Here is a 20,096-nt window from a genome sequence, read left to right as displayed (position 1 = left end):
CGCATCGAGGATGAACATCCCAGCCGCAAGGCTTCCCCAGGACCGGCGAACGCGCCGCCGCCTAACACAGGCAGGTGCGGCATGACGGCGCTGCGGGAAGCGATCGACACCACCACGCTGGGCTGGATCAAGCCGGAGCTGGACGAAACCCTGCGCCAGGCGCGGCAGGAGATCGAGGCCTATGCCGAAGATCCCGCCGACGCCAGCCGCATGCGGCTGTGCGCCGGCCACCTGCACCAGGTGCACGGCACCCTGCGCATGGTCGAGCTGTACGCGCCGGCGATGGTGGCCGAGGAAATGGAGCGCCTGGCGCTGGCCCTGCAACAGGGGCAGGTCGGCGACCGCGACGAAGCCTGCGCGGCGCTGATGCGCGGCGCGGTGCTGCTGCCCGACTATCTGGAACGCCTGCAGGGCGGCCATCGCGACATTCCGATCGTGCTGCTGCCGCTGCTCAACGAACTGCGCGCCTCGCGCGGCGAGCCCGGCCTGAGCGAGAGCGTGCTGTTCGCGCCCGACCTGGACCGTCCGCTGCCGGCGCACCTGCCGCCGCCGCCCGCGGCCAGCAATGCCGCCTCCGCGCGCAGCGCCACCCATCATCATCTGTCCGCGCTGCGCGACGCCCTGGCGGCGTGGCCCGAGGACGGCCTGCCGGCCGACGCCGGCAAGCTGGCCCAGGCCGTCGACGGCCTGCTCGCCGACGTGGTCCTGGAACCGGTGCGGCGCATGCTCTGGGTCGCCTCCTCGGTGGCCGGCGCGCTGCGCGACGGCGCCCTGCCGCCGACCCGAGCGCTGCGCCAGGCCTTCGGCGGCGTCGAGCGCGAAGCCCGGCAGATGCTGGCCGACGACGGTTTCTCCGCCCCGCGCGGCGAGCCCGCGGCCGAGCCGACCCGGCAGCTGCTCTACCACGTCGCCCATAGCGACGGCCGCCACCCGGCGCTGGACGACCTGCGCCAGACCTTCGAACTGGCCGCGCACCTGCCCAGCGAATCCGAGCTGGAACACGCGCGCGGCAGCCTCAGCGGCCGCAACCGCGCCTTGCTCGACACCGTGTCGGCGGCGATCAAGGAAGACCTGCTGCGGGTCAAGGACGCGCTGGACCTGCATCTGCGCACCAACCAGACCGACGCCAGTCAGCTGGGTCCGCAAGTGGAAGCGCTGGCGCGCGTGAGCGACACCCTGGGCATGATGGGCCTGGGCGTGGCCCGCACCGTCGTGCTGCAGCAGCGCGATGCCATGGCCGAAATCGTCGACGGCAAGCGCCCGGCCGACGAAGGCGCGCTGCTCGACGTGGCCGGCGCGCTGCTCTATGTGGACGCCTCGCTGGACGACCAGGTCTCGCGCCTGGGCCTGCCCGAGGACAAGGCCGACGAGGACCTGCTCGCCGGCGAATCGCGCAAGGTGCTGGACGTGGTGGTGCGCGAAGCCATCGCCAATTTCGGCGATGCGCGCCAATCCTTCGTCGCCTTCGTCGAGACCAATTGGGATCACGCCGAGCTGGACGAAGTGCCGCGCGTGCTCGACGAGGTCGCCGGCGCGCTGCGCATGCTGGAACTGCCGCTGCCCGCCGACTACCTGACCGGCGTCAAGCGCTACACCGAAGTCGAGCTGATCGGCCGCCGCCGCGTGCCCAACGGCCAGCAGCTCGACACCCTGGCCGATGCCCTGGCCAGCCTGGAGTACTACCTGGAGGCGCTGCGCGAGCAGCGTCCCAACCGCGACGACATCCTCGACATCGCCCGCCAGAGCCTGGAAGCGCTGCGCTACTGGCCGCTGCCGGAAATCGTGCGCGAACCGGCCGTCGGCACCGCACCGCAGGCCGAAGCCCCGGCCGCCGGCCGCATCGACCTGCCGGAAGCGGCGGAAATCGACGCCATGGTGCAGGGCCGCGCGCACCTGGACTTCGTCGAACCCGAGCCGCAGGCGCAGATTCCGGCGGCCGCCGTCGCGGCTGCTGCCGCGGTTGAGCCGCCCGTCGCCGAAGTCCCGCGCCAATCCGCCGCCGCCGGCGGTTTCGAACACAGCGACGACATCGACGACGAGATCCGCGACATCTTCCTGGAAGAGTTCAAGGAAGAGATCGGCAACCTCGACGAGCTGCTGCCGGCCTGGCGCGAAGCGCCCGAGGACGTGGAGAAGCTCTACCCGATCCGTCGCGTCTTCCACACCCTCAAGGGCAGCGGCCGCCTGGTCGGCGCCAAGACCCTGGGCGAGTTCAGCTGGAAGATCGAAAGCCTGCTCAACCGCGTGCGCGATCACGGCCGCACGGTCAGCCCCGAACTGATCGATCTGGTCGGCCACGCCCACCGCGCGCTGCCGCAGCTGTACTCGGCGCTGCGCAACGAAGGTCCGATCACCGCCGATCTGGCCGGCATCGAGGCGCATGCCGAACTGCTGGCCACCGGCGAGGAAGCCTTCTACCGGCCGATGCACTTGGTGCCGCCGGTGGCGCCGCCGCCCGTGGTCGAAGCCGAGCCGGTGCCCGAAGCGGTGGCCGAACCGGTCGTCGAAGACATCGCAGAAGTCGAAGCGATCGAAGCGGTCGAGGCCGTGGAGCTGGCCGAGCCGGAGGCGCCGCAAGCCGCGCCCGCCGACGACAGCGTGCCGGCCTCGGTCGACGCGGTGCTGCTGGAGATCCTGGACACCGAGGTCACCGGTCACCTGGTCACCATCCAGCGCTGGCTCGCCGCCGCGCAGGCGGCGCCGCAGCCGGCCGACGACGGCCTGCAGCGCGCCATCCACACCCTCAACGGCGCGTTCGCGATGACCGAAGTCCCGGTCATCACCGACGTGGTCGCGCCCACCGAGGTCTACGTCAAGCGCCTGCTGGCCAGCGGCCAGCCGGCCAGCGCCGAAGGCGTGTCGGCGATCGCCGCGGTCGCGGTCGCGATCGAGCGGACCCTGGCCAGCCTGAAGTCCGAGCCGCAGAGCGTGCCGGTGTTCCCGGGCCTGGCCGAGCGCATGGTCGCCCTGCGCGACAGCCTGCCCGACGCCCGCGCCGCGCATCCGCCCATCGACCTGCCGGTGGACGCGTCCGCCGACCTGCCGGTCGAGGTCGCGGACCTGCCCGACGACAGCGAACTCACCACTGCGCTGGATCTCAGCGAATTCGGCCAGTTCGACGACGCCCAGATCGAAGCGCCGGCCGGCCTGGTGCGCGGCAGCAGCGCCGCCGAACTGGATGCGCCGGAACGCGACGAAAGCGCCCTGGCCGCCCTGATCGGCATCGGTGCCGGCTTGACGACCTCCGCCTTCGCCAGCGATGGCGAAGTCGAGCGTCTGCAGGCCGAGCGCGTCGAAGCCGAGCGCGTGGAGGCCGAGCGCGTGGAGGCCGAGCGCGTCGCCGCCGAGCAGGCCGAGGCCGAGCGTCTCGAAGCCGAGCGCGTCGCCGCCGAACAGGCCGAAATCGAACGTCTGGAAGCCGAGCGCGTCGCCGCCGAGCAGGCCGAGGCCGAACGTCTCGAAGCCGAGCGCGTTGCCGCCGAACGGGCCGAGACCGAACGTCTCGAAGCCGAACGCGTCGCCGCTGAGCAGGCCGAAGCCGAGCGTCTGGAAGCCGAGCGCGTCGCGGCCGAACAGGCCGAAGCCGAGCGTTTGGAAGCCGAACGCGTTGCTGCCGAGCAGACCGAAGCCGAACGCGTTGCCGCCGAACAGGCGGAAGCCGAGCGCCTTGCCGCCGCGCAGGCCGAGACCGAACGTCTGGAAGCCGAACGCATCGCCGCCGAGCAGGCCGAAGCCGAACGCCTCGAAGCCGAACGCATCGCCGCCGAGCAGGCCGAGACCGAACGCCTGGAAGCCGAGCGCGTCGCCGCCGAACAGGCCGAAGCCGAACGCCTGGAAGCCGAACGCCTCGCCGCGGAGCAGGCCGAAGCCGAACGCCTGGAAGCCGAGCGCATCGCCGCCGAACAAGCCGAAGCCGAGCGCGTGGCCGAAGAGGAGCGCGAGTACGCGCGCCTGGAAGCCGAATACGCCGAAGCCGAACGCGTCGCGCGCGAGCAGCAGGCCGCTGCCGAAGCCGCGATCGCGGCCGCGCTGGCGCCGTCCGCCGACGGCCTGGCGCCGCAGCCGGCCGCCAACGACGAAGACCAGGCCGATACCGAAGCCCAAACGGCCTACGTCGAACCCGTCGCTGCCGCCGAAACGGCGGAGATCGAAGAAGAACAACCGCTGCCGGAAACCCTGGCCCGCATCGTCGATGCCAACCCGGACCCGGACGAGGCGCTGGACCTCAGCGAACTCGACCCGGAACTGGTCGACATCTTCGTCGAGGAAGCCGGCGACCTGCTCGACGCCGCCGACGGCCAGCTCGCGCAGCTGCGCGAGACCCCGAGCGAACGCCAGCCGCTGATCGGCCTGCAGCGCGAGCTGCACACCCTCAAGGGCAGCGCGCGCATGGCCGGCATCATGGCCGTGGGCGAACTGGGCCATGCGATGGAGTCGCTGCTGGAGGCCGTGGTCGACCAGCGCAGCGAACTCGGCCGCGACGGCGTGCCGCTGCTGGAACGCGGCTTCGACCGCCTGCATGCCATGGTCACCCGCGTCGGCGGCCGCCGCGCGATCGCCATGCCCGAGGCGCTGATCGCCGAGTTCGATGCCCGCGCCCGCGGCGAGATCTACACCGCGCCCACGGTCACCGACGACGGCACCATCGTCCCCGCCACCGCGCCGAAGGTCGAACTCAAGCCGCTGTCGGCGCCGGTGTTCGACCTGGCCGCCGGCGACGACGACGACATCGGCGTGCGCGCCCCGCAGGAACAGGTGCGCATCCGCGCCGACCTGCTGGACCGCCTGGTCAACTACGCCGGCGAAGTCGCGATCTACCGCGCCCGCCTGGAGCAGCAGCTGGGTGCGTTCCGCGGCGCGATCGCGGAAATGGCGCAGACCAACACGCGTATGCGCGACCAGCTGCGCCGCCTGGAAATCGAAACCGAAGCGCAGATCATCGCGCGCTACCAGCGCGAGGGCGACGCCAGCGACCAGTCCTTCGATCCGCTGGAACTGGACCGCTTCTCCAACCTGCAGCAGCTCTCGCGCGCGCTCGCCGAATCGGCGGCCGACCAGGGCAGCCTGCAGACCACGCTGGACGATCTGACCCGCCAGTACGAAACCCTGCTGCTGCAACAGTCGCGCGTGAGCTCGGAGCTGCAGGAAGGCCTCATGCGCACGCGCATGGTGCCGTTCGATGCGCTGCTGCCGCGCCTGCGCCGCGTGGTGCGTCAGGCCGCGGGCGAACTGGGCAAGCAGGTCCAGCTCAAGCTGGAAGGCACCCAGGGCGAACTCGACCGCAACGTGCTCGAGCGCATGACCGCGCCGCTGGAACACATGCTGCGCAACGCCGTCGCGCACGGTCTGGAAGGGCCGGCGCAGCGCCGCAAGGCGGGCAAGGCCGAAGAGGGCACGGTACGCATCGCGGTGCGCCGCGAAGGTTCCGAAGTCGTGCTGGAAGTGGCCGACGACGGTGCCGGCCTGGACCGCGCCGCGATCCGCCGCCGCGGCGAAGAACGCGGCCTGGTGCGCAGCGACGCGGTGCTGAGCGACAGCGATCTGGACGCGTTGATCCTGGAGCCCGGCTTCTCCACCGCCGACGAGGTCAGCCGCCTGGCCGGCCGCGGCGTGGGCATGGACGTGGTCGCCAGCGAAGTGCGCCAGCTCGGCGGCACCCTCGACATCCATTCGCGCCCCGGTCAGGGCGTGACCTTCACCCTGCGCCTGCCGCAGACGCTCGCGGTCACCCAGGCGGTGTTCGTGCGCATCGGCGACACCACCTTCGCCGTGCCGATCGCCTCGGTGCGCGGCGTGGGCCGCATCTCCCGCGACGGCCTGGACGAGGAAGGCGCGAGCTACCGCTACGGCGGCGAAGACTACGCCGTGCACGACCTGGGCATGCTGCTCGGCCACGCGCCGGCCAAGGCCGAAGGCCACCTGCAGATGCCGCTGCTGCTGATCCGCTCCGGCGATCTGCGCGCCGCGGTCACCGTCGACCAGGTCGTGGGCAACCGCGAAATCGTGGTCAAGCCGGTCGGTCCGCAGGTCGCCTCCGTGCCGGGCATCTTCGGCGGCACCATCATGGGCGACGGCCGCGTGGTGGTGATCCTGGACGTGGCGCCGCTGGTGCGCCGCCATGCCCTGCTGCCGCGCGACCACGTGCCGGTGCCGGTGGCGCCGGTGGAAACCCGCCGCGTGCCGCTGGTGATGGTGGTGGACGACTCGATCACCATGCGCAAGGTCACCGGCCGCGTGCTGGAGCGCCACAACTTCGAGGTGCTCACCGCGAAGGACGGCCTGGACGCGCTGGAACGCATGACCGACGTGGTCCCCGACCTGATGCTGCTGGACATCGAAATGCCGCGCATGGACGGCTACGAGCTGGCCACGGCGATGAAGAACGACGCGCGCCTGCGCGGCGTGCCCATCGTGATGATCACCTCGCGTACCGGCGACAAGCACCGTCAGCGCGCGTTCGAGATCGGCGTGGAACGCTACCTGGGCAAGCCGTACCAGGAGCCGGAACTGATGCGCAACGTGTTCGAACTGCTGGGAATCGCGCGACACCATGAGTGAGTCGAGCAGACGAGTGGTGCTGCTGGCGCGCGAAGGCGCGGCCCGCGATCGCCTGCGCGCCGCGCTCAACGACGCCGGTGCGCAGCTGGTGCTGGAAGCCGACCCGACCCGGTTGGCCCCGGCCGACCTGAGCGCGGCCGCGCCGCAGGTGGTGGTGGTGGCGCTGGACCCGGTCACCGAGGATGCGCTGGAACGCTTCGAAGACGTATTGATCGATCCCTCGATCGAAGTGCTGTTCGAGGAAGCCGAGCTCGCCGCCGTGCGCGAGGGCTGGGACGCCGCGCGCTGGATTCGCCACATCAGCGCCAAGCTGCACGGCCATTCCGACGTGCTGCCGCCGGGTCGCGAGCCCGAGCCGGAGCAGGAGTTGTTCGCCCCCGACGCCGACCGGCCCTACGTGCCGCCGGTGCGCGAAGAGGCCTATACCGGTTTCGATCCGGTCGCCGCCGAGATTCCCAGCGGCGGCCTGTCGTTCGTCGCCAACGACCATGTCGCCGAGCTGCCGCCGGCGCCGGCCGCCATCGAGTTGGAGAACGACTACGACGGCCCGGCCGCCGAGCTGACGCCGTTCGAATCCACCTTCGACGTCGATGCGCCCGCGCAGGCCCATGCCGAGGAAGCGCCGATCGAGCTGGCGCCGTTCGAGTCCAGCTTCGACGACGAGTTCGAGCCGGCCGCCGCAGCCGAACCGCGCGTGTTCGAAGCGCCCGCGTTCGAGGCCGAGTTCGACGCGCCCGAATTCGAAACCACGGCCCCCGTCGAGCCGGCCGCCGTCGCGCCCAAGGCCGACCCGGCGCCGGTGATGATGTACGAAACCAAGTTCGAGTTCGTGTCCGAACGCGCGCCGCCGCCGTTGCCGCCGGAACCCGCGGCCGACAAGGCGCCGCCGGCCGCACCGGATTGGGGCTTCGCCGACGACGCGCCCGCGGCCAGCGCCGCGCGCGCCGACGGCAACGGCCTGCGCCACGATCTGGACGCGATCGAACAGCGCATCTCCGGCCTGGAGTTGGTCCAGGACCGCCCGGCCCACGCCGCCGGCGGCGCCGTGCTGGTGCTGGCCGGCATCGGCGGCCCCGACGCGGTGCGCCAGCTGCTGGGCGCGATGCCCGAAGATTTCCCGCGTCCGGTGCTGGTGCAACAGCGCCTGGACGGCGGCCGCTACGACAAGCTGGTCGCGCAGATGCAGCGCGCGACCTCGATCCTGGTCAAGCTGGCCGAGCCCGGTTCGCGCGCCATCGCCGGGGTGATCTACATCCTGCCCGCCGGCGTCGGCGTCACCGTCGGCGACTCGGGCATCCAGTTCAACGGCGACGGCAACGACGTGCTCGCGGCGCTGCCGCCGGGCGACAGCGCGGTGCTGATGCTCAGCGGCAGCGACCCGGCTTTGGTCGACGCCGCCATGAACCACTCCTGGGCCGGCGCGCTGGTCGCCGGTCAGGCGCCCGACGGCTGCTTCGACGCGGCCGCGCCCAACGCGCTGATCGCGCGCGGCGGCGAGTCGGGCCAACCGGCCGATCTGGCCGCGCGCCTGGCCGCGCGCTGGTCCTGAGGAACGCAACGCCATGTCCGAACAGAACACCACGAGCGACGCAGCCGACAACGCTGCCCCTAAGAGCGATATCCGCGGGGTGCTGGTACAGGTCTCCGGCGCGCGCCTGCTGCTGCCCAACGCCACCATCGCCGAGGTGCTGTCCTACGCGCCGCCGGAACCGGTGGAGAACGCGCCGCACTGGCTGCTCGGCCGTCTGCGCTGGCGCGGCTGGCAGCTGCCGCTGATCGCGTTCTCGGAAATGGCCGAAATCGCGCTGGAAAACGCCGCCCTGGGTTCCAAGGTGGTGGTGCTCAAGGCGCTCGGCGGCGATCCGCGCGCGCCGTACTTCGCCATGCTGACCCAGGGCTTCCCGCGCCTGGTCACGGTGTCGGACGACGGCCTGCTGCTGGACGCGAACCAGGAAGGCATCCCGCAGGGCGTGCACGCGCGCGTGGTGCTCAACCAAGACGTGGCCTACGTGCCCGATCTGGAAGCCATCGAGGCCCTGATCGGCGGCGCGCTCGCGCAAGCGGCCTGAGTCCGCCGCGCAGCGCGTGGGCGCCGCACCGCGCTACCCTTCCGTAGACGCGCTGCGCGGGATCACCGTCGCGGCGATGCTGCTGGTCAACAATCCCGGCGACTGGGGCCATGTCTACGCGCCGCTGCTGCATGCGCAGTGGCACGGCTGCACGCCCACCGACCTGATCTTTCCGCTGTTCCTGTTCGTGGCCGGCGTGTCGCTGGCCTTGGCCTTGGGGCCGCGCATCGAGCGTGGCGATCCGCCGCCGCTGCTGGCGCGCAGCGTACTCACGCGCGCCGCCCGCATCTTCGGTTTGGGGCTGCTGCTGCACCTGTGCGCGTGGTGGGCCTTCGATCTGGCGCACTATCGGATCATGGGCGTGCTGCAGCGCATCGGCCTGTGCTTCGCGCTGGCCGGCCTGTGCGCCGTGTACTTGCCGGCGCGCGCGCAATGGGGCCTGCTGCTGGCGCTGTTGCTGGGCTACGGCCTGCTGCTCGCCGCCGGCGGCAGCTACGCGCCTTACGCCAACCTGGCCAGCCGCTTCGACACCCAGCTGCTGGGCCTGCACGTCTACCAGCTCGAACCCGGCAGCGGCCGCGGCCACGACCCCGAAGGCCTGCTCAGCACTCTGGGCGCGCTGGCGACCACCTTGCTGGGCCTGCGCGCGGGCCAGTGGCTGCGCGCAGGCAACTCGCGCGCGTTATGGATCGCGGCGCTGGCCTGCATGGCCGTCGGTTACGCGGCGTCCTATTTGCAGCCTTTCAACAAGAACCTGTGGACGCCGAGCTACGTGCTGTGGACCGGCGGCATCGCCTGCGCGGTGCTAGCCGCCGGCCACTGGGCGGTGGACCGCCGCGGCTGGCCGGCGCTGGGCCGCGCCTTCGGCGTCAACGCCATCGCCGCCTACGCCGGCTCGGCTTTCCTGCTCTACGCCCTGGCCGCCGCCGGTTGGCTGGAGCCGCTGTACCGGCACGCCTACGCCGATTGGATGACGCCGCGCTACGGCCCCTACCTGCCGTCGCTGGCGTACGCGCTGGCCTTCGTCGCGCTGTGGTGGGCGGTGGTGCGCCTACTGGATGCGCGGCGCATCCATATCAAGATCTAGAAAATAGCGGATAGGAGTTGGCGAGTAGTGCGTAGCAGGCGGTGAGCGTTAGCGAACCGCATCAACCGGCGCTCACGCCAAATCGCCGAACTTCGCCTGCAGCGCCGCGATCGCCGCCAGGCCCGCGGTTTCGGTGCGCAGGATGCGCGGGCCCAGGCGCAGGCCGGCGAAACCGGCGGCGCGCAGTTGTTCGCGGTCCAGCGGCGACCAGCCGCCTTCGGGGCCGATCGCCAGGTAAATCGCCGCGTCGGGCTGCGGGCTCAGGGTGGCGTAGGCGAGTTCGCCTTCCGGGTCCAGGATCAAGCGCAGGCCGCCGGCGGGCAGCGCGGCCAGGGCCGCGGCCAGCGCCAGCGGCGCGGCCACTTCGGGCACGCGCGCACGGCCGCTCTGCTCGCAGGCCGACGCGACCACGCTGCGCCAATGCGCCAGACGCTTCCCGGCGCGCGCCTCGTCCAGCTTGACCTCGCTGCGCTGCGACCACAGCGGGTACACCGCCGCCACGCCCAGCTCGGTGGCCTTCTGCAGAATCAGGTCCATCTTCTCGCCGCGCGCCACGCCTTGCAGCAGCACCAGCCGCAGCGGCGACTCGCGCTCCACCGCCGAGGCCTCGCCGACGGCCACGCGCAGTTCGCGCTTGCCGGCCGCGGCGATGCGCGCGACGTAGTCGTGGCCGTCGCCGTTGAACAGCACGCAGGCATCGCCCACGCCCAGGCGCAGCACCCGCGACAGATGCGCGGCCGCGCTCTCCGGCAGCACCACCTCGGCGCCGGCGCGCAGCGCCTGGTCCACGTACACCCGGGTCAGTCTCATGCGCCGGCCTCCGCCACCGCGTGGTCGATGGCCTCGCGCGTGGTCCGCGCCAGCAGCGCCAGCGCCTCGTCGTCGATGCAGTAGGGCGGCATCCAGTACAGCACGTCGCCCAGCGGCCGCAGCAGCACGCCGCGCTGCAGCGCGGCGCGGTAGGCGCGCAGGCCGATGCGCGCGGCCGGGTCGAAGGGCGTGCGCTTGTCGCCGCCCTGGGTCAGTTCGAAGGCCACGATCATGCCGGCCTGGCGCGCGTCGGCCACGTGCGCGTGTTCGGCCAGCGGCGCGGCGTGCTGCGCCATGCGCGCGGCGGTGGCGCGATTGCGCGCGACCGCGTCGTCGCTGGCGAAGATGCCCAGCGTGGCCAGCGCCGCGGCGCAGGCCAGCGGGTTGCCGGTGTAGCTGTGCGAATGCAGGAAGGCGCGCTCGCGCGAATCGTCCAGGAAGCCGTCGTAGATGGTCTGGGTGGCCAGAACCGCCGCCAGCGGCAGCGCGCCGCCGGTCAGGCCCTTGGACAGGCACATCAGGTCCGGCGCCACGCCGGCCTGCTCGAACGCGAACATCGTGCCGGTGCGGCCGAAGCCGACCGCGATCTCGTCGGCGATCAGGAACACGCCGAACTCGTCGCACAGCGCGCGCGCGCGACGCAGGTAGGACGCATCGTGCATGCGCATGCCGCCGGCGCACTGCACCCGCGGCTCCAGGATCAGCGCGCAGACCTCGCCGGCGTGGCGTTCCAGCACCGCGCGCAGGCCGTCGGCGGCGCACTGGGCGCGTTGCTCCGCGCTTTCGCCGGGCTCGCACAGGTAGGCATCGGGCGAAGGCGCGAACAGCGCCTCGGCCAGCAGCGGCGCATACACCCGGCGGTACAGCGGGATGTCGCCGACCGCCAGCGCGCCCAGGGTTTCGCCGTGGTAGCCGTTGTCCAGGGCCACGAACTTGGTGCGCTGGAGTTCGCCGCGGTTGCGGAACCAATGGAAGGCCATCTTCAGCGCGACCTCCACCCCAGCCGAACCGTTGTCGGCATAGAAGACCTTGGCCAGGGGCGCCCGCCCGGGCTCGCGCGGCGCCAGCGCCAGCAGGCGCTCGGCCAGCTCCACCGCCGGCGCGTGCGAGCAGCCGGCCAGGATCACGTGCTCCAGGGTCTGGGCCTGGGCGGCGATGGCCGCGGCGATGCGCGGCTCGGCATGGCCGAACAGGTTCGTCCACCAGCTGGAAATGGCGTCCAGGTAGCGGTGGCCGTCGCGGCCGAGCAGCCACGGCCCCTGGCCGCTGGCGATCGGCAGCAGCGGCAGGGTGTCGGGATGCTCGCGCATCTGCGTGCACGGGTGCCACAGCACCGCCAGGTCGCGTGCGCGCCAGGCGTCGGCCTCGGAGACGCCGCCCTCTGCTAGCATCGCGGCATGCTGATTCGTCTCTTGCATGCGGGCATTATCCCGCCTTTTGCGTCCCGTACGCGCACCGGAGCGTTGCGGTGAGCCGGCGCCTGCCCACCATCCACTCGGTCACCGAGCACGACGCCGGCCCCTACAAGCTGGAGCGGCTGGACCTGGAGTTCTCCAACGGCGAACGCCGGCGCTACGAGCGCCTGCTCGGCCGCGGTCACGGCGCGGTGGTGGTGGTGCCGATGATCGACGAGGACACCGTGCTGCTGGTGCGCGAATACGCCGCCGGCGTGCACCGCTACGAGCTGGGCCTGGTCAAGGGCCGCATCGACGCCGGCGAGACCGCGCTGCAGGCCGCCGACCGCGAACTCAAGGAAGAGGCCGGCTACGGCGCGCGCTCGCTGCTGCAGCTGCGCGCGCTGACCCTGGCGCCGACCTACATGAGCCACCAGACCCAACTCGTGCTGGCGCGCGATCTCTACCCCGAGCGCCTGCCCGGCGACGAGCCGGAGGAGCTGGACGTGGTGCCGTGGAAGCTCGACCGCCTGGACGAGCTGATCCTGCGCGAAGATTTTTCCGAGGGCCGCAGCATCGCCGCCCTGTTCATCGCCCGCGAATGGTTGCGCAGCCAATGACCGAACCGAACGATAGCGCGCTGCGCGTCGATGAACGCCTGGTGGAAGGCGCGATCGCGATCGCGCGCGAGGCCGCCGCCGCGATCCTGGCCATCTACGAACAGGACTTCGACGTCGAGCACAAGGCCGACGCCTCGCCGCTGACCGCCGCCGACCTGGCCGCGCACCACTGCATCGTCGCCGGCCTGGCCGCGCTGACGCCGGACGTGCCGGTGCTGTCGGAAGAGTCCGCGCACGAGGTTTCCTTCGAACAACGCCGCGGCTGGCGCCGGCTGTGGCTGGTCGACCCGCTCGACGGCACCCGCGAGTTCGTCAAGCGCAACGGCGAATTCACCGTCAACCTGGCCCTGATCGAAGACGGCGTGCCGGTGTTCGGCGTGGTCCAGGCGCCGGTGACCGGCGCGCTGTGGTACGGCGTGCGCGGCGGCCGCGCCTTCCGCCGCGACGGCGACCAGGAGCGCGAGTTGCAGGTGCGCATTCCGGCCGTGGCGCCGCTGCGCGTGGCCGCCAGCCGCTCGCACCGCGACGCGCGCACCGAAGCCTTCATGCAGCGCCTGGCGCAGCAGGTCGGCGGCCAGGCCGAACCCATCGGCCTGGGTTCCTCGCTCAAGTTCTGCTGCATCGCCGAGGGCGGCATGGACATCTACCCGCGCTTCGGCCCGACCAGCGAATGGGACACCGCCGCCGGCCAGTGCGTGCTGGAAGCCGCCGGCGGCCAGGTGCTGGACCCGCGCGGACGGCCGTTCCGCTACAACCAGCGGCCCGGCGTGCTCAACGGCGACTTCATCGCCCTGGGCGACCCCGCGCTGCCGTGGCGGGAGAGCCTGGATGGCTGACGGTCCCGCCTTGCCGCCGGGCATGGCCGGCCTGCTGGCGATCATGGCGCGCCTGCGCGACCCGGTCGGCGGCTGCCCCTGGGACCTGGAGCAGACCTTCGCCACCATCGCTCCTTACACGGTGGAAGAGGCTTACGAAGTCGCCGACGCGATCGACCGCAACGACCTGCCCGCGCTGAAGGACGAACTCGGCGACCTGCTGCTGCAGGTGGTGTTCCACGCGCGCATGGCGCAGGAGCAGGGCGCGTTCGCGTTCGACGACGTGGTCGATGCGATCAGCGACAAGATGGTGCGCCGGCATCCGCACGTCTTCGCCGGCGCCAGCGTCGAGGATGCCGAAGCCCAGACTGTGGCCTGGGAAGAACAGAAGCGCCGCGAGCGCGAGGCCGCCGGCGAAGCCGACACCTCGGCCCTGGCCGGCGTGGCGCGCGGCCTGCCCGAGTGGCAGCGTGCGGTGAAGCTGCAAAAGCGCGCCGCGAGCGTCGGCTTCGACTGGCCCAGCGTGACCCCGGTGATCGCCAAGCTGCACGAGGAGATCGACGAGGTCCGCGCCGAGTTCGACGCCGTGGCTGCCGCGCCCGACGACGCGGCCGCGCGCGACCGCCTGGAAGACGAGATCGGCGACCTGCTGTTCGTCGCCGCCAACCTGGCCCGCCACGGCCAGGTCGACGTCGGCGCCGCGCTGCGTCGCGCCAACCTCAAGTTCGAACGGCGGTTCCGGGCGATGGAACGGTTGGCGACGCAGGACGGCACGCCGTTGAAAACCTTGTCCTTGGATGAGCAGGATGCGTACTGGGGTCGCGCCAAGCGCGAGGAACGCGATGGCTAGCGCCGCCGCCGCTTGCGCCGGGGTCGTCATCGGCCTGCTGGCCTTGCTGGGCCCGGCGCGCGCGGCCGCTGCGAGCGTCGACGCCCCGCCGCCCCTGAAGACGACGGACGAAGGCGCCGATCTGCTGGTGTTCGTGGGCGAGAAGCTGTCGGTGCAGGACGTCACCGAGCAAATCCGAAGCGCGCGGCAGCAGGAGTCCGGCAAGATCTTCGTGCTGATGGATGGGATCTATCGCGCCCGCTACCGCGTGAAGCAAGTGGTTTATGGCCGTTACGACAGCGATACGATCGAGTTCAACGCGGCCGATCACTACGGCGTGCCGCCGTTCTCCTTGCACGACACGGTGTTGTTGTTCGTATCCAAGGACGAGGGCGGTTACTACCAACAGAAATACCAGTATTACCCCGTGTTCCGGACGGTGTCGGGCGGATGGGCGGGTTGCGGAGCCATCGGCCCGGGCGATGCCGAGGAGCGGGCGACCATCCCGCCGCCGCACGTCATGGATTTCGGCCCCGACGCCTACTTCGATCTGCGCAAGCTGGACTGGCGCATCAGACGGCAGGACTTCGACCGCCAGGCCTACGTTTTCGAACGCGGCCGCGCCCGCTGCCGCCTGGGCCACAGCCTGGAAGAGCTGTTCCAAGCCAAGCAACGTACAGTACTGAAGGCGCGGGGACTGTTCGCCGAGCCAGCGGCGCCCTGACCGCAGGGCTGGCGCCGATCCGCGACCGCAAGGAGGGCACACGCATGAGCAAGCGTTTCGCCAACTTCACCGAGTTCTACCCGTTCTACCTCAGCGAACACAGCAACCGCACCAGCCGGCGCCTGCACTTCCTCGGCAGCTGCGGCGTGCTGATCCTGCTGGCCCTGGCCGTCGTCCAGGCCCGCCCCTGGCTGCTGCTGGCGGCGCTGGTCTGCGGCTACGGCTTCGCCTGGGTCGGCCACTTCTTCTTCGAGAAGAACCGCCCGGCCACCTTCAAGCACCCGCTCTACTCCTTCGTCGGCGACTGGGTGATGTTCAAGGACATCCTGACCGGCAAAATCCGGTTCTGAAGCACGCTTGGACGGGGTGCGCCGACACTCGCGGTGTGTGTCGGCGTCAACCCAAGCGAGGCCCCGGCGAAGCCGGGCCGTCGGGCTGCAGGCTCTGGCTCGCGGGCGACGGCTGCGGCGCCTGACGGCGGTTGAGTTCGGCGACTTGTTCGCTGCTTTCCGCCATCGTTCGCTGTAAGGCCCGACCGACGTCGCCCACCGCCTTTCTCGCCCAAGGAGCGGAAGGGTCCCGGTCATCGGCCATATAGACCCGGCTGCCGTCTGCGCTGAACTGGGCGAACTCGATTTCCTCCAGTCCGCGCGCGCGCATCCACGGTCAGTCCGCCGGAAAGCTGCGCGCTGAGTTGATCCGGCGTTCGGCCCAGTGCAACGTCGCGTTCGCTCACGGTAGCCAGCAACTTGGCGTACATGCCATGGTTGGGGTGGAGTGGGTCGTCCAGTTGCAGCATGGAGCGGGTGGGTGCCTGATGGGCTTCGCCCTGGTCGCGAACCGGTGTCGTTGCTGGTTCGTTCTGTTGCCGTTGTCGCTCCACGGCGCGATCGATCGCCTGCAGGGTCGACGGATCGGCACGTCCGGTGACCGCCAGATCGTTCTGCTCCTGGAAGCGGCGTACCGCCTGCTCTGTGGATGCGTCGAAACGGTCGCTGTCCGTTACCCTGCGATTGGAGTCGTCGCGAACGTCTAGCTCGCGCAGCTTGCCTTGCAGTTCTCCGACTTCCGGTCCGCGCTCCAGGCGGCGCAGGGCACCGTCCTCCATCGCAGGTCTTCCTGCGGCCGGCTGTACCCCAGCACCGGCCTGGACCCGGCCTGCGTCGAGTTCGGTTATGAACTCCGGAGTGAGTAGGGCGTGCCAGGCATCGTAGCGATCGAGGCGGTCGGCCAGGCCATTGGTACCGCCGTTGATGGCCTCGGTAGCCGCGGATACGTCATCGCGCTGCGCCTGCGGTACGCGCTGTTCCCAATACCACAGCGCGATGCGCTGAGCAGTGTCGCGCTCGGCCGCCTGCTCCGGGTTGCTGACCAGGTCCAGGCCCAACGCCCGGCCAGCATCGCGATAATTGCCCTCGCCGGTGAGCTGGGTATAGCCGCGACCGCGATAAAGGTAGCCGTCGCCGGCATCGTCGTTGCCCATACGGCCGCCGTACATAAGCCGCGCAAGCTCTTCCGGCTGACCGCCCAAGGCTCGGCGTCGTGCAGTTTCCAGAGCTGCGTCCCCCTCACGGTGGGCATAGTCGACCGGAATCTGCTGTAGGCCCTGGGTGTAGCGAAAACCCTCCTCCATCTGCGCGAAGCCGCCGGACTCGTGTCCGAGCTGGGCCATAAAGTTGGCCATTTCCTCGCGCGTAGTGATGCCCGCCACCCGCGCCGCCCGCAGCATCTCGATTTCGTTCTCGGTGGGCATGGCTTACGTCCTTGTATGGAGGCTGTCGCTTATGGAAGCGCGTCGGCGGGGAATCGCTTGGGGTCGAATTCGCCCAAGGCCACGTCGCCGAATTCGATCGGTCCCTGTTTGCGCTCCGCGCTCTTGCCGTCGCTACGGTCGAAGCCGCGTGAGACGGCTTCGGTCAGATGCCAGTCGTCGTCCTGGGAGCGATACGCGAACCGGTACTCGCTGGACCAGAGCTCACGTGAGCCGCCTTCGAAGCGAAGCGTGAACTCGCCTTTTTTGACATCGATGCCTTGCAGCGGGTCGCCGCTCATTCCGCCGCAGCTGCGGCAGAGGACGGCCTTGGGGCTGCTCACCGCCAGACGCAGGGCGCCGCCGGCATCACGTCTCAACAGGAGCAGCGTGCGCGGCGCGAACGCGGCGTCGCCACCGGCGACGGGGTTGAGCACCAGCAAGGCGTCCTGGTCGCCATCGCCGTCGAGATCGCCGCGGGCGCTGGTCCGCAAGCTCGTGCCCGACGGAACGAAAGCGGCCAAGTCGTCGCTATCGACGTCCTTGCGGGCGGAGGTACGGTCGCTCGCAGCGCTTTGCGATGCGCAAGCCACGCTCAGCCACAGCGCGCCGGCGATCGCGGCGCAGCCGAAGTAGCGGGTCGGTTTGCGCGAGTGGAGCGAAGAGCGATGAGTCATAGCGATCCTTGCGATGCCTGGGCGGTTCGTTCGTCGGGCCGGCGCGGTGGCCGCAGCGGAGCCGCGAAACCTGTTCCAGGCTCACTCTACCGAACCGTTGCCCGCACTTTTCTTCACGAAGCTGAGGCTTGCATTCGCGGTGTGCGCATTGGCATCGTGTAGACGCTTTTGGCGTGCCCTATCTACTTGCCAGTGGGCGGCCGATCGTCCAAATTTCCGTGTGTTCGCTCCATGGCGGCACGCGCGGTGGCCTCAATCCAAAAAGATCAACCAGGCCGCCACCACGATCAGTCCGAAGCCGGCCCAGTGGTTCCATTTCAAGGGCTGCTCGAGGTACCAGGCGCTGAAGCCGGCGAACACCAGCAGGGTGATGACCTCCTGCATGCCCTTGAGCTGGGGCGCCGAGTAGATCGCGCTGCCCAGGCGGTTGGCCGGCACCATCAGGCAGTACTCGAAGAAGGCGATGCCCCAGCTGACCAGGATCACGGCGGTCAGCGGCGCCGACTTGTACTTCAGGTGGCCGTACCAGGCGAAGGTCATGAACAGGTTGGAGCCGAGCAGCAGCAGGATGGGGTAGAGGCGGTCCAGGGACATGGCGAGGGGTTCCGGGGCGGAAGCGGACGGGAAAACGGCAGCCTAACCCGCCGCCTTCACGGCGCGTCCACCCGGCAATCGGCAGCCTTCACAAAACTGAAGGAATGGAGACGCTGCATGCAGGGCACTAGAGACGGGGGCTTGGTCCTTATTGTCGAGGACAACCGCAACATCTCCGAGATGGTGGGCGAATACCTGGAAGGCCGCGGCTTCGAAGTCGACTACGCCGCCGACGGCCTGGACGGTTACCGGCTGGCCGCCGAGAACAGCTACGACGTGGTCGTGCTGGACCTGATGCTGCCGCGCCTGGACGGCATCGAGGTGTGCAAGCGGCTGCGCGAGGAAGCGCGCAAGTCCACGCCGGTGCTCATGCTCACCGCCCGCGACACCCTGGACGAAAAGCTCACCGGCCTCAGCGCCGGCGCCGACGACTACCTGACCAAGCCCTTCGCGATACAGGAACTGGAAGCGCGCCTGCGCGCCCTGATCCGGCGCGAGCGCCGCCAGGTCGGCGGCGAGGTGCTCAAGGTCGCCGACCTGGTGCTGGACCCGGCCAGCCTGCGGGTGACCCGCGGCGGCAGCGAGCTGCAGCTCTCGCCGATCGGCCTGCGCCTGCTGACCATCCTGATGCGCGAATCGCCGCGCGTGGTCAGCCGCCAGGAGATCGAGCGCGAGATCTGGGGCAACGGTCTGCCCGACTCCGACACCCTGCGCAGCCATCTGTACAACCTGCGCAAGACCATCGACAAGCCGTTCGGCAAGCAGCTGCTGCACACCGTGCAAAGCGCCGGCTACCGGGTCGCGGACATTTCCCAGCCGCCGGACTGAGCCCAGTCCGCCATGCCCCAGGGGTTGCCGCGCAAGATCAAGCTTGCCTTCATCGCGCAGGCGTTGATCGGCAGCATCGCCATCACGCTGGGCATCACCCTGGCGGGGCTGATCGTGCGCCAGGTGGTGATCGAGCAACGCATGCAGCGCGAGGCCGATGCCTATTGGCAGGGCCGTGCGGCCAACCCGGCGCATCCGTTGCCGATCACCTCCACCACGGCCGGCTATTTCGTGCCGGCCGGGACCAACCCGGCCGACGCGCACCTGCCCGAGGTGGTGCACGGCACGGTCGGCCCGGGCCTGAGCAGCCTGCGCGGCGACCCGCGCCTGCTGCTGGTGAACCGACGGCCGGAGGGTACGTTCTATCTGCTGTTCGACCCCCAGCTCATCGACGAGGCGATCGTGTTCACCGGCCTGGCCGCGCTGCTGCTGTCGCTGACCACGATGTACCTGATTTCCTGGCTGACCTACCGCAACACCAAGCGCCTGGTGACGCCGGTCAACCGGCTCGCCGCGGCCGTCGCGCATTGGGACCCGCGCGATCCGCGCGCGGCCTCGGTGGCGTTGGAGCATTTGCCCGGCGAGATCGGCAGCGAGGTGCGCCAGCTGTCGGCGGCGTTGCGCGGCCTGGCCGAACGCGTGGGCGAATTCGTCCAGCGCGAGCGCGACTTCACCCGCGACGCCAGCCACGAGCTGCGCACCCCGCTGACGGTGATCCGCGTGGCCACCGACCTGATGCTGGCCGACCCGGAAACGCCGGTACGCGCGCAGCGCTCGCTGGCGCGGGTGCAGCGCGCCGGCCGCGACATGGAGGCGGTGATCGATGCCTTCCTGATCCTGGCGCGCGAGGCCGAGATCGCGCCGCAGAGCGAGGAATTCCCGGTGCGCGAGATCGTCGATCACGAGGTCGAGCGGGTGCGCCCGCTGCTGACCGGCAAGGAGATCGAGCTCAGCGTGACCGACGACGGCGCGCCGCGCCTGCTGGCGCCGCCGCACGTGCTCAGCGTGATGGTGGGCAACCTGCTCAGCAACGCGGTGCGCTTCACCGATGTCGGCCGCATCGACGTGCGCCTGGCGCGCGACCGCATCGAAATCCGCGACACCGGCATCGGCATGTCGGCCGAAACCCTGACCCGCGCGTTCGACCCGTTCTACCGCGCCGACTTCTCCGGCGAGGACGGCAAGGGCATGGGCCTGTCGATCGTGCGGCGCCTGGGCGACCGCTTCGGCTGGCCGGTGCAGCTGAGCAGCGTGCCGGGCAAGGGCACCCTGGCGGTGATCCGCTTCAGCCACTGAGCGGGCAGGGTGGCTCGCCCGGCGACACGCCAGTTTGAGCATTGA

The 20,096-nt window shown here is 70.6% G+C and carries 16 protein-coding genes; 11 read left to right on the top strand and 5 right to left on the bottom strand.

What is annotated here, in order from left to right:
• The first annotated feature begins 81 nt into the window (after positions 1-81).
• The 4 genes from DX914_RS11705 to DX914_RS11690 are packed head-to-tail and all read left to right on the top strand — an operon-like array spanning position 82 to position 9,714.
• Positions 82-6,558, top strand: coding sequence for an Hpt domain-containing protein (locus tag DX914_RS11705; RefSeq protein ID WP_115859313.1), 6,477 nt, complete (start codon positions 82-84; stop codon positions 6,556-6,558).
• The gene (locus tag DX914_RS11700) at positions 6,551-8,107 is read left to right on the top strand and encodes a chemotaxis protein CheB (protein WP_147300658.1); all 1,557 of its coding nucleotides are present in this window, start codon (positions 6,551-6,553) and stop codon (positions 8,105-8,107) included. Before DX914_RS11705 ends, DX914_RS11700 begins: the two co-directional genes overlap by 8 nt.
• A gap of 13 nt (positions 8,108-8,120) precedes the next feature.
• Positions 8,121-8,627: a chemotaxis protein CheW gene (locus tag DX914_RS11695; protein WP_115859311.1), complete on the top strand. Its 507-nt coding sequence runs from the start codon at positions 8,121-8,123 to the stop codon at positions 8,625-8,627.
• Positions 8,628-8,643: 16 nt separating this feature from the next.
• Entirely contained in the window at positions 8,644-9,714 is a 1,071-nt protein-coding gene (locus tag DX914_RS11690) for an acyltransferase family protein (protein WP_115859310.1), read from the top strand.
• 72 nt (positions 9,715-9,786) lie between these two features.
• Here DX914_RS11690 and DX914_RS11685 read toward each other — a convergent pair whose 3' ends face one another.
• Positions 9,787-10,524: a 16S rRNA (uracil(1498)-N(3))-methyltransferase gene (locus DX914_RS11685; protein ID WP_115859309.1), complete on the bottom strand. Its 738-nt coding sequence runs from the start codon at positions 10,522-10,524 to the stop codon at positions 9,787-9,789.
• Positions 10,521-11,915, bottom strand: a complete 1,395-nt coding sequence (bioA, locus tag DX914_RS11680) for an adenosylmethionine--8-amino-7-oxononanoate transaminase (RefSeq protein ID WP_115859308.1) — start codon at positions 11,913-11,915, stop codon at positions 10,521-10,523. The genes DX914_RS11685 and bioA overlap by 4 nt, the downstream gene beginning before the upstream one ends.
• Before the next feature lie 77 nt (positions 11,916-11,992).
• On the opposite strand from bioA, the gene nudE reads away from it, so the two are divergent.
• The 5 genes from nudE to DX914_RS11655 are packed head-to-tail and all read left to right on the top strand — an operon-like array spanning position 11,993 to position 15,256.
• The gene (nudE, locus tag DX914_RS11675) at positions 11,993-12,538 is read left to right on the top strand and encodes an ADP compounds hydrolase NudE (RefSeq protein ID WP_115859307.1); all 546 of its coding nucleotides are present in this window, start codon (positions 11,993-11,995) and stop codon (positions 12,536-12,538) included.
• Positions 12,535-13,374, top strand: coding sequence for a 3'(2'),5'-bisphosphate nucleotidase CysQ (gene cysQ / locus DX914_RS11670; RefSeq protein WP_115859306.1), 840 nt, complete (start codon positions 12,535-12,537; stop codon positions 13,372-13,374). Before nudE ends, cysQ begins: the two co-directional genes overlap by 4 nt.
• A complete protein-coding gene (gene mazG / locus DX914_RS11665) occupies positions 13,367-14,203 on the top strand; it encodes a nucleoside triphosphate pyrophosphohydrolase (protein WP_231118251.1) in 837 nt (278 codons plus the stop codon). The genes cysQ and mazG overlap by 8 nt, the downstream gene beginning before the upstream one ends.
• Positions 14,196-14,906 (top strand): hypothetical protein, encoded by a 711-nt coding sequence (locus tag DX914_RS11660; RefSeq protein ID WP_115859304.1) that lies wholly within the window; start codon positions 14,196-14,198, stop codon positions 14,904-14,906. Before mazG ends, DX914_RS11660 begins: the two co-directional genes overlap by 8 nt.
• 44 nt (positions 14,907-14,950) lie before the next feature.
• The gene (locus DX914_RS11655) at positions 14,951-15,256 is read left to right on the top strand and encodes an Mpo1-like protein (RefSeq protein ID WP_115859303.1); all 306 of its coding nucleotides are present in this window, start codon (positions 14,951-14,953) and stop codon (positions 15,254-15,256) included.
• A 233-nt stretch (positions 15,257-15,489) separates the two neighbouring features.
• Here DX914_RS11655 and DX914_RS11650 read toward each other — a convergent pair whose 3' ends face one another.
• The 3 genes from DX914_RS11650 to DX914_RS11640 all read right to left on the bottom strand — a co-directional run bounded on the left by DX914_RS11650 (position 15,490) and on the right by DX914_RS11640 (position 17,927).
• Positions 15,490-16,659: a peptidoglycan-binding protein gene (locus DX914_RS11650; RefSeq protein WP_115859302.1), complete on the bottom strand. Its 1,170-nt coding sequence runs from the start codon at positions 16,657-16,659 to the stop codon at positions 15,490-15,492.
• Between the two features lie 29 nt (positions 16,660-16,688).
• Positions 16,689-17,333: a hypothetical protein gene (locus tag DX914_RS11645; RefSeq protein ID WP_115859301.1), complete on the bottom strand. Its 645-nt coding sequence runs from the start codon at positions 17,331-17,333 to the stop codon at positions 16,689-16,691.
• 252 nt (positions 17,334-17,585) lie between these two features.
• The gene (locus DX914_RS11640) at positions 17,586-17,927 is read right to left on the bottom strand and encodes a DMT family protein (RefSeq protein ID WP_115859300.1); all 342 of its coding nucleotides are present in this window, start codon (positions 17,925-17,927) and stop codon (positions 17,586-17,588) included.
• 117 nt (positions 17,928-18,044) lie between these two features.
• Here DX914_RS11640 and DX914_RS11635 point away from each other — a divergent pair, with 117 nt between their 5' ends.
• Complete coding sequence (locus DX914_RS11635) at positions 18,045-18,755, top strand: response regulator transcription factor (protein WP_055900565.1); 711 nt, start codon at positions 18,045-18,047, stop codon at positions 18,753-18,755.
• Positions 18,756-18,767: 12 nt separating this feature from the next.
• On the top strand, positions 18,768-20,051 hold the full coding sequence (locus tag DX914_RS11630) for a sensor histidine kinase (protein ID WP_115859299.1): 1,284 nt from the start codon (positions 18,768-18,770) through the stop codon (positions 20,049-20,051).
• Positions 20,052-20,096: the final 45 nt, after the last annotated feature.

The organism is Lysobacter silvisoli (assembly GCF_003382365.1).
Taxonomy (GTDB): Bacteria; Pseudomonadota; Gammaproteobacteria; order Xanthomonadales; family Xanthomonadaceae; genus Lysobacter; species Lysobacter silvisoli.
The sequence above is the reverse complement of the archived record's forward strand: the minus strand, read 5'-3'. Positions and strand labels throughout refer to the sequence as shown.